Source organism: Erwinia sp. (genome assembly GCF_031978025.1).
Classification (GTDB): domain Bacteria; phylum Pseudomonadota; class Gammaproteobacteria; order Enterobacterales; family Enterobacteriaceae; genus Erwinia.
In genome coordinates this window covers 1-7,881 of the sequence record NZ_DALZCD010000209.1, presented here as the reverse complement: position 1 = coordinate 7,881, position 7,881 = coordinate 1, and the positions used below count along the sequence as shown (strand labels likewise).

Below are 7,881 nucleotides of genomic sequence, written 5' to 3'. Positions count from 1 at the left end.
TCTGCACTGCGGCGAATGTTGTAGTAGTAGTCATTATGCGTACGCGGGATCAGCTTGGGCGTGCCGGTGCTGCCACCGGAGAGCTGGAAAAACGCCACTTCGTCAGCGGCAGAAGGCGCCGCGACAAACTCGCCTTCCGCCTCGTCGATCAAGGCTGCCAGTGAGGTATCGTCTTCACGGGCATTGCGCAGGACGACCTCACGCAGCGACGAACAACGCTGGCGCAGCGGTCGCAGATAGTCATCGGTCGCAAACAGCGCGTGCTGGCGATCGGCGATCAGCAGAACGGGGTCAATCTGCCGGACGTAGGCGTCCAGCTCCTGGCGCTGATGGCTGAACAGCGCGTTGACCGGCGCTACGCCGATTTTTAGCAGCGCAAACAGGGTGATATAGAATTCAGCCACGTTGCCCAACTGCACCAGCGCGGTGTCGCCGCCCTTCAGGCCGCGACGCTGTAAAGCTGCGGCCAGGCGGGTGCTGGCGCGCTCCAGCTGCTGATAGCTGTACTCACGGTCGCCCTCAATCAGCGCCGTTGCGGGGTTATCAGCGTGGCGAGTCAATATATCCGTCAGGGGCAGATCCAGCCAGTACCCTTTTTCACGGTAGCGGGCAGCGAAATCATCGGGCCAGCGGGTATAGGAAATCGTCATAAAATAGCCTTATTGCAGTCCAAAAACGTGCAGCATGGTGCTGAGCTTGACGCCGGTTTCGTGCCATTCCGACGCTGGAGACGAGGCCGGGACAATGCCCGCACCGGCGAACAGGCGAATGTTTTTTCCGGCCAGCGTGCCGCAGCGGATGGTCACCACCCATTCGCCGTTGCCTTCGTCGTCGCACCAGCCAACGATGCCGCCGAACAGCCCGCGCTCAAACGGCTCCAGCTTTTCAATCCACTCGCGCGCGGTGACATGCGGATAGCCGCTCAGCGCAGGCGTGGGATGAAGCAGGCAGGCCAGCGACAGCGCCGTTTCTTCTGCCGAAGCGGCCATGCCTTCAATCGCCGTCGCCAGATGCCACAGGGTAGAGGTTGTCACCAGCTCTGGTTTGTCCGGCACGGCCAGATAGCGGCTGCGCGTTTTCAGCACGTCATACATGGCGCGGGTGACCAGGCGATGTTCATAGCGATCTTTTTGCGAATACATGAGCTGCTCGCCCACCGCCAGATCGCGCGTTTTGTCGCTGTGATCGCGTCTCGCAGAGCCTGCCAGCGGCAGCGAAGAGTAGGTTTCACCTGACTTACGCAGCAGTAGCTCGGGGCTGGCGCCCAGCAGCGTACTGCCGTCGGTCAACGGCACGTGGAAGTGATAGCTGCCAGGATTGAGCGCAATCAGACGGTCCATTAACGCCGTGGCCTGCACCGGCTCGGCGGTAGTGATATCGATCAGACGCGAGAGCACGACCTTATCCAGACCGGGCTGAGCGGTCGCTTCCGCCGCTCGTGCGACCATCGCCATAAACTCCGCCTGTTCAGGAATGTTCTGGCGGGCGGTAACGATCGGATCGACGCCGGGAGCCGCCTGCAGCAGGCGCTGATGCGAGAACGTCTCATGGTGTTCAGGAATAAACAGCGCGGAAGGCTGCCGCGTATCAAAGGGGATCGCGCCAACCATTACCGGATGCTGGATCCCTTTTGCCCTGGCCGCCGTAAAAGCGTTGCGCACCTGTTGCTGGAAAACCCCCTGCAAACTGTCGCCGTCGGCGGCCGGGCAGGTGATTTCAGCAAAGCGCCCCCTGGTGATAAAGCTTTTCCACGGCGAGGCGAAGAAAAAACTCTCGGATAAGAGAGAAAGCGATGGGTTAACGGCCCCCGTGCAAGGCATCTCCATAACGGTCTCCTGCTAAAATGATAAAGCGCATAATAATGATTATCATTTGCATTATCAACGCGTAAATTCAGGTAAATTATCGGTAACGTCAAAGCATTTCGCAGTGTAAAACCCGGATAATGCGCACGCCGCGACCCGGCGCAATGTTCGCGTCGTTAAGGAGATTTTTTTAGCAGACCAGCCTGCCGCTAAGGCAGGCTGATGACGTTAAGGGACTGGGACGTTATTCAGTGACGTTTTCCCCTGATGAAGCAGACAAGGGCCGATAGCGTCGTAGAGAAGTAAAAGCAGCAGCAAGCGCCAGGCTGACGATGGCCAGGCCCAGTCCGCTGCTGGCCGCGGCAGCAGCAGGCAGCATCACCGTGGTCATGGCTCCCAGCAGCAGTGCGCCCAGCGAATCCCCCATCACATTTTGTGCCGTCCACAGGCTGTTGATCCGTCCCAGCATGGCCTGCGGCGTCAGCATCTGAATCAGCGTATATTGCAGCAGCGCGCTCAGAGCGCTGAGGTAGCCGAACAGAATCAGACAAAGGATACCCGCTTGCCAGTAAGGCATCAGGCCGCACAGCCCTGCCGCCGCCAGGGCGGCGACGGCCGAGAAAAGCATGACCTGCCCCGGACGCGGATGCCGTGCCAGGTTGCCGCTGGTCAATGCCCCTGTCGCCGCCCCGAGCGGCACGGCCGCATAGAGAAAGCCAAGCTGCTGCGCGCCCATATGCCAGTGAACGGCCAGCGCCGGATAAAGCACGCGTACTGCGGTAGCCATCGTCAACAGTGCGCCCACCAGCGCCACACCGCCGATCAGCCGATGGCCGAGCAGAAAGGTAAAGCCCTCGATCAGGGCGTGTAGCGGCCTCGCATGCGACTGCGGCGGAGGTGGTAACGTCGGCAGGCGCAGCAGCGGGATCAGGGTGAGAAAAGTGCCCCCGGCCGCCAGCGCGAAGTGCCAGAAAACGCCGCCGGAAGCGAGCAGCGCGCCGCCTGCCATCGGCGAAATCACCGCGCCAAGCCTGACCGTCAGCATGGTGATCGCGCCAGCCTGCATCAGGTTCTCTCGGCCCACCAGCGCGGGCGTGGCGGCAAGTAGCGCCGTCACGCCTATGGCGCCAAAAAAACCGTCCCAGATGCCCAGCAGGTAGATCGCCGTCAGGGAAGGTGACGGCATGGCGGCATTAAGGCACAGCCCGATAAACCCCAAACCGCAGGTCGATCGCGCAAACAGGATCAGCCGCCGCCGCTCGTGGCGATCCGCCAGCATGCCGCCCAGCATCAGGCCGGTAAACAGCGCGGCTCCGGTCAGCGTGACCGCCAGGCTTACCTGCCAGGCAGAGCCGGTCAGCTGCTGAATCTGTACCGGTACGCCAACGCCAAGCAGGCCCAGCGCCAGAATAGAGATAAACCGGGCGATAAACACCGCCCGAAAATCGGGATGCGTCTTCAGCAGGCTGAGACTGAGCATAAAAGTCTTTTTCTTCATCGGGTTGCCCGATCCAGCAGGTGATTAAGGCGCGGGCCGATATGGGTAAACGCCTCTGCCGAAATGATATCCACGTGCGCACATTCCACCGGCCAGGTTTGCAGCGAGTCCAGCCACGGCGCCCAGGCGGTTTGCACATCCTGTCCCGGTTTCAGGGTTTTCTGCGCAACAAACAGCGTGGCTGCACCGGCGAAGCGTCGGCTTTTCGCGGTCGCCAGCAGCCTGACTGCATCACCATAATTGCCTTCGATAGCACCAAACAGCGCCTGGCTGGCCGAGGCCGCCAGCGAGTCGCGGAGCGACGCCTGCGCAGCCATAAACGCTTCACGCTCGCGAGCGATTTCCGCCAGCACTTCGGCATCCTGCGGCTGATCCTGCGACCAGTTTTGCGTTTCCGGCGGCCAGGTATCCAGCAGCCCCAGGAAAGCGACTTTTTCGCCCTCTGCCTGCAGGCGCGCCGCGATAGCGTGCGCCAGCGTGCCGCCCAGTGAATAGCCCAGCAGATAATAAGGGCCATGCGGCTGCTGTCCGCGCAGCGTAGCCAGATGCTGCTCGCATACCTCCTCAAGCGTTTCCGCCTGCTGCATCGGCCCGTGCGGGCGCGGCGACTGAATGCCGATCAGCGACCAGCGCACATCCAGGTAACGTTGCAGAATGCTGAACTGCCAGGCGAAACCGGAAGCCGGATGAAAGCAAAATAGCGCTGGCCCGTGCGAACGGCGCAGCGGCAGGATAGTTTCCATGCCCGCGCGACCCGCCTCTTCTTCGCTCTGCTGCGTCAGCTTTTCTGCCAGCGCGCCGACGGTCGAGGCCACCATAACCAGCCCCGGCGTGACCGGCCGGTTAAGACGTCGACGCAGATCGACCGCCAGCCGCATCGCCAGCAGCGAATGGCCGCCGAGGGCAAAAAAGTCATCGTTAACCGAGCGGATCTCACACTCCAGCAGACGAGCAAAAGCTGCGGCGACCTCGGTTTCCACCCTGCCCTCTGGAACACGGCCTGCGGCATGAGCCAGCTGCACCAGCGGCAGCGCCTTGCGATCCAGCTTGCCGTTGGCGCTTAACGGGAAGGCCTCCAGCTGCACCAGTACCACCGGCACCATGTGCGCGGGCAGAAGATCGCTCAGCTGCTCGCGTAGCCCGGTCGTATCCAGTTCGCCAGAGACGGCCACGACGTAGCCAACCAGCTGTCTTTGATCGCCGCCGCTCGCGCTGGCGCTGCCGAGAACGCAGGCGTGGGTGACTGCCTGTGCCACATTATCCAGCGACAGCAGCGCCCGATCGATCTCGCCCAGCTCGATCCTCTGTCCGCGGATCTTCAGTTGATCGTCACTGCGACCCAGATATTCTACTGCGCCGTTCTCAAGCCAGCGTGCCACGTCGCCGGTGCGGTACATTCTTGTGCCGTCACCTTCAGGATCGGCAATAAAGCGGCTGGCGGTCAGGTCGGCTCGCGCCAGATAGCCCTGCGCCAGCTGTACGCCCGTCAGATAGAGATCGCCCGCGACCCCTGGCGGCACCGGCTGCATATTGCTGTCCAGAATGCGCAGGCCGGTGTTCCATACCGGATAGCCAATCGGCACGCTTGCGCCCGTCACGTTTGCCAGCGCTTCGCCGAACGCCGGATACCAGCTGACATCCACTGCGGCTTCGGTCGGCCCATAAAGATTGTGCAGCGGCACCGCCGTTTTATTTTGCCACTGGCGGCAAAGCTCGGTCGGCAATGCTTCTCCACTACAAAATACTTGCCGCAAAGAGGCGCAGTGGGTCACGGCCTGGTCATCGTGCAGCTCAGTAACGAAAGCTGCCAGCATGGACGGGACGAAATGCGTGGTTGTGACACCGTAACGCCGAAACAATGCCTGCAGCGCCTGCGGGTCGCGGTGCGCTTCCGGCGGGGCCATCACCAGCTGTGCGCCGGTCAAAAATGGCCAGAAAAACTCCCAGACCGAGACGTCAAAACTGCACGGCGTTTTTTGCAGCACCACGTCATCGCGGGTCAGCGGATAGTGGTTCTGCATCCACAACAGGCGGTTCACAATGGCCTGTTGGCCGACCATCACCCCTTTTGGCCGCCCGGTAGAACCGGAAGTGTAGATAACATAGGCTGTATGGTGCGGGCGCGATAAATCCTGACAGGCCGGAAGATCGGCTGTGGGTAGCGGGTCGTGATAGCAAAAAGTTTGTAGGTTTTCGAGCTGCGCAAAGCGGTCCGTCTGCGTTTTAGTGGTAATAAGCAGGCGCGGGTTAGCCTCTTCCAGCATCATACACAGCCGATCGGTGGGATAACCGGTATCCAGCGGAAGCCAGGCAGCGCCCAGTTCGACAATAGCCTGCAGGGAAAGCGACAGAAACACCGAGCGAGGTAACGCCACGGCCACGATATCACCCACCTTTACGCCGCGCTTTTGCAGTTCTGCCGCCAGCGCCGTTACCTGCTGACGCATTTCACGGTAGGTGAAGTTATGCCGTTCGTCGGCCAGCGCGGCTCCATCTGGCGTCCGCTGCGCCTGGGCTTTAATCAGGCTGCTCAGCGTGGTTTGCGGCACTTCTACCGCCGTATCATTAATGTGACGCAGCCGTTTTTTCTCCTGCGGATGCAGCAATTCCACCTGCGCACAGCTTATCGTCGGATGATACGCGAACTGGCTAAGCAACAGCGGCAGGCGATCGAGATGCGTGCGCAGCGTTTCCGCCTCATAACGTTCTGCATTAGCCAGGATCTCCAGCGAGACGTTGCCCTGTTCATCCGGGTAAAGCGCGATTTCCAGATCGCGTACCGGGCCGGATGCCAACTGATGAGTCGTGCCTTCGGTACCGGCAAAATCCAGACGGTAGTCGAACATTTTCAGGTTGATGACCGGACCAAATAACGTCTCGCCCGGCCGGCCGGTATCCCGTTGAATTTGTTCTGCATCGTAGCGCTGATGACGACGCACTTTTTTTAGCTGCTGCTGTAGCCTTTCCGCCAGCTGCGGGAGCGTGGCCAGGGGATCGAGCCGTATTGCCACCGGCAGCACGTTAAGCACGGGCCCGGTGGCACTCAGCGCGGCCGATCCCAGGCGACGCATAAAGATAAAGCCAGCACTGTACTCCGCTCGCGCGCTAAGGCGCCCCAGCCATACCGCAACCAATGCCAGCGCCAATTCTGCCGCGCCGAGCTGGCTTTGCGCCTGCAGCTCGTGGAAGTCTTCACGGTTCAGCTGCACATGCTGACGAATAAGATGCGTGGTGGCGCTCTGCCCGTTCAGCGGCAGCGGTGACAGGCTGGCGGGCATGGGCAGCTGGCTAACCTGCTCTTTCCAGAACGCAGCGTCACGCTGGCGAGTGCTCGAGGCGTTGTAGCGATCGTACTCTTCAACGACTTCACTGAAAGAAACGAAAGGCGAAGGTTTTGGCTCGCTGTCAGCCTGCAGAGCGGTGTAGATCTCTGCGATACGCCGGGTGATGGCGGTAAAACTGAAGCCGTCCACCGCCAGGTGATGAAAGCGTTGATACCAGTACCAGCGCTTTTCGCTCAGGCGAAAAAGAAGATGGCAGTAAATCGGACTGCCGCTGCTGATGCGTAAATCCTGACTGAGATCCTGCTGCATACGCGCCAGTGCCGCCGCTACGGGATCGGGATGCTGGCGCAGGTCGATACACTCGGGCAAGGTAAAATCAGCGGCAGTATCCACCCACTGCATCGGTACGCCGTCGCGTTCGGTAAAGCGCATGCGCAGCGTATCCGCCTCATTCATTCCGCGCACCACGGCCTGACATAGCAGCGGCTCGTTCAGCTCGCCATTCAGCTCCACATAGTGCGCCACGCTCCAGGCGTTGACCTGCGGCGAAAGCTGCTCCGCCATCCAAATGCCGGACTGCGCCGCCACCAGCGGCATCATTTGCTGCTGCACGTTAAGTGCCTCGTTCAGACTTTTCACGCGTTAGCTCCTGTCACAAAGTGGGCTGGCGTCAGCGTTTGCCAACACGCCAGCCAGTCGTGGCAGGCCTGCTGCGTGGCCGGACCATAGACCGGCTGCCAGCCTGCAGGCCGGGCGCAGTGGGCGGGCCAGAGGCTGTAACCCAGTGAATTTTGCAGGACGAAAAAGGGGCCCTCAGGGCAATCGAAAGGATTAGTCTGTTCCATCAAAAACTCCGGGTTTAGCCGCCGACGACTGCCACAGCGTGGTCAGCCCGTTAATCAGCCCGCCCCGCCAGCACAGCGCGTCGTGGCCGCCATCAACAAGACGATAGTGCAGGGTTGGGCAGGTCCTTTGTAGCAAAGGGTAGATGCGTTGGTTGGCCTGCAAAACGATGGGTTCGCGCAGGCCAGCCTCCAGCCAGATACGCAGCGGCGCGGCGCTGAGACGCCCCTGCAGCAGCTGTTCCACCAGCCAGCCATCCTCGCCCGTCCGCTGGCGATGCGGCCACCAGAAGGAACCGGATTGGCTTAGCGCGCAGCCGAAACGTTGCGGCCAGTGCAGCGCGGCATAAAGCGCGGAAAGGCCGCCGAAGCTCTGCCCGGCCACCACGGTAGTCGCCGGATCGTCACGCCAGCGCGTGTGTTGAGCAAGCAGCGGCAACAGCTCTTCCTGT

At 61.2% G+C, this 7,881-nt stretch carries 6 protein-coding genes; all 6 read right to left on the bottom strand.

Features of this window, described 5'->3' with window-relative positions; all coding sequences use genetic code 11:
- On the bottom strand, nucleotides 1-650 hold a 650-nt coding region (locus RTK32_RS15790; RefSeq protein WP_312045625.1), incomplete at its 3' end, for an AMP-binding protein.
- A 9-nt stretch (nucleotides 651-659) separates the two neighbouring features.
- Nucleotides 660-1,826 carry an isochorismate synthase gene (locus tag RTK32_RS15785; protein WP_312045623.1) on the bottom strand — a complete coding sequence of 389 codons (1,167 nt, stop codon included), beginning with the start codon at nucleotides 1,824-1,826 and terminating at the stop codon, nucleotides 660-662.
- A gap of 223 nt (nucleotides 1,827-2,049) precedes the next feature.
- On the bottom strand, nucleotides 2,050-3,303 hold the full coding sequence (entS, locus tag RTK32_RS15780) for an enterobactin transporter EntS (RefSeq protein WP_312045621.1): 1,254 nt from the start codon (nucleotides 3,301-3,303) through the stop codon (nucleotides 2,050-2,052).
- Nucleotides 3,300-7,187: an enterobactin synthase subunit F gene (locus RTK32_RS15775; protein WP_312045627.1), complete on the bottom strand. Its 3,888-nt coding sequence runs from the start codon at nucleotides 7,185-7,187 to the stop codon at nucleotides 3,300-3,302. The genes entS and RTK32_RS15775 overlap by 4 nt, the downstream gene beginning before the upstream one ends.
- A gap of 35 nt (nucleotides 7,188-7,222) precedes the next feature.
- Nucleotides 7,223-7,432 carry an MbtH family NRPS accessory protein gene (locus tag RTK32_RS15770; RefSeq protein ID WP_312045619.1) on the bottom strand — a complete coding sequence of 70 codons (210 nt, stop codon included), beginning with the start codon at nucleotides 7,430-7,432 and terminating at the stop codon, nucleotides 7,223-7,225.
- The coding region (locus RTK32_RS15765) for an alpha/beta hydrolase-fold protein (protein ID WP_312045617.1) at nucleotides 7,419-7,881 on the bottom strand (463 nt) is incomplete at its 5' end. The genes RTK32_RS15770 and RTK32_RS15765, both read right to left, overlap by 14 nt.